At 73.8% G+C, this 1906-nt stretch carries 1 protein-coding gene; it reads right to left on the bottom strand.

Annotated features, from left to right (window positions below; translation table 11 throughout):
• Positions 1 to 20: 20 nt before the first annotated feature.
• Positions 21 to 1889 (bottom strand): ABC transporter substrate-binding protein, encoded by a 1869-nt coding sequence (locus AX737_RS29950; RefSeq protein WP_082773378.1) that lies wholly within the window; start codon positions 1887 to 1889, stop codon positions 21 to 23.
• Positions 1890 to 1906 lie beyond the last annotated feature (17 nt).

The raw sequence follows: 1906 nt of genomic DNA, 5'->3' as shown, positions 1-1906 counted from the left end.
CGGATGGGTCGTCGCCCGCATCATCCCCGCCCCCCGCCGGCCGCCGCGTTCCGCTCCGCCGCCCGGTCCCAAAACACCTCGTCCAGCCGCTGCACGCCGATCAGCGCGGTCGGCTCCCACGAGTACAGCGCCCGATCCGGCAGGTTGGCGAGGCGCTTCGAGGCCACCACCGGCTGCAGCGCCCCCGCCACGGTGCCGATCACCCACTGGTTCTCCGCGTGGTTCATCAGCATCTCGCGCCAGATCGCGCCCTGCCGGGCGGGGTCGGTGCTCATGCGCCACTCCCGGTCGAGCGCGATCAGGCGCTCGACCTCGGGCACGTCGCAGGGCTCGCCGCCCGCGCCCCGGCTCTCCAGGTTCAGGCTCCAGCGCGGCCAGGCGTAGTGGTCCGCTTGCGCCGGGCTCAGGCCCGTCGGCGGCATGATCGCGGTCGGCACCGCGAGGTCGAGGCCCTGGGCCGCCACCATCACGGTCATCCCGGCCATGGAGCGGCGGCGCAGGTTCGTCCGCTCCTGGGGCTTGACCGCGAGGCGGATGCCCACCTCCCGCCAGAACTCGCCGATCAGCATCAGCCCGTCGAGGATCAGGCTCGCCTCGCCGTCGCTCTCGACCACGACCTCGAGGGCGCGCCCGTCCGGCATCAGGCGGATGCCAGAGGCGTCCCGCCCCGTCAGCCCGATCGCGTCGAGGAGGCGCGCGGCCTCGGCCGGGTCGTAGGTGGCGTTGCGGGTGCGCATCTCCGGCGCGTAGAGCGGGCTCTCCGACACCACCGTGTCGTTGCCCTCGGTGCCCAGCCCGAACAGCAGCGTGTTGTTGAGGGTGCGCCGGTCGATCGCGTGCGAGAGGGCGCGGCGGTAGCGCGGGTCGCGGTTGAGCTGCCGCCAGAGGGGATCGAGTGTGGTGAGGTTCGGGTAGAGCGCGATCTCGGAGCCGCGCGCCACCGGCCAGAGATGGGTGCGGTAGCCGTGCGCCCGCTCGCCCTCGCGCAGGCTCGGGATGTCGTTCATCGCCAGCCCGCGGAACATCAGGTCCGCCTCGCCCGCGTTGGTCTTGGCGACGAGGAGGCCGGTCGAGGCCACGTCCATCAGGATCGTGTCGAGGTAGGGCAGCCGTGTGCCCGCCGTGTCCACCCGGTGGTAGTGCGGGTTGCGCTCGAACACGAAGCGGGTGGCGGGCGACCGGGTGCGGGGCCGCCAGCCCTGGAGCGTCGGGCAGTCCGGGTTGTTCAGCTCGAAATTGTCGTCGAGCCGGTTGTGCAGCGCCGCCCAGCCGCGCAGCTTCTCGGCCTTGGCGGCCGCGTCCGCCGCCGCGCGCCCGGCGTAGCGGGGGTGGAACGGCTTCAGGTAGTGGGCCGGCCGGTAGATCAGCGGGTCGCGCGGGGCCGCGAGCGCGGGCAGGAAGCGCGGGTTCGGCCGCTCCCAGGCGTAGACCACCGTGCGGGCGTCGGGGAAGCTGACGGCCGGCGGCTTGCCCTCGACGATCAGGAAGTCCGGCGGGCCGCCGGGGCTGAGGTCGGGGTCGTTGGCGACGTCCTCCCAGTAATAGCGGAAATCCTCGGCCGTGAAGGGATGGCCGTCCGACCAGCGGTGGCCCGCGCGCAGGCGCAGGGTGAAGCGGCCGCCCTCCACGGTGACGCTCTCCAAGACGTCGGGCTGGAGGTTCAGGTCGGCGTCGTAGCCGACGAGGCGGGTATAGCCGTAGACCGAGAGGTAGCGCACGTCGCGCGCCTTCGCGATCAAGGTGCGGACCGCGCCGCCGGCCTGGCCGAGGCGCCGGCCGCGGGCGGCGAGATCGATGACGAGGGGGGCTTCGGGCGGTTCTTCCGCGCGGGCGGGGCGCGGGGCGAGGAGCAGCGCGCCGAGGCCGGCGAGGAGGGCGCGGCGGGACACGCCGGATCTCCCTCCCC

It is taken from the genome of Methylobacterium sp. CCH5-D2 (assembly GCF_001556475.1).
Lineage (GTDB): Bacteria > Pseudomonadota > Alphaproteobacteria > Rhizobiales > Beijerinckiaceae > Methylobacterium > Methylobacterium hispanicum.
Note: the sequence above shows the minus strand (reverse complement) of the source record. Positions and strands in the feature narration are given on the sequence as shown.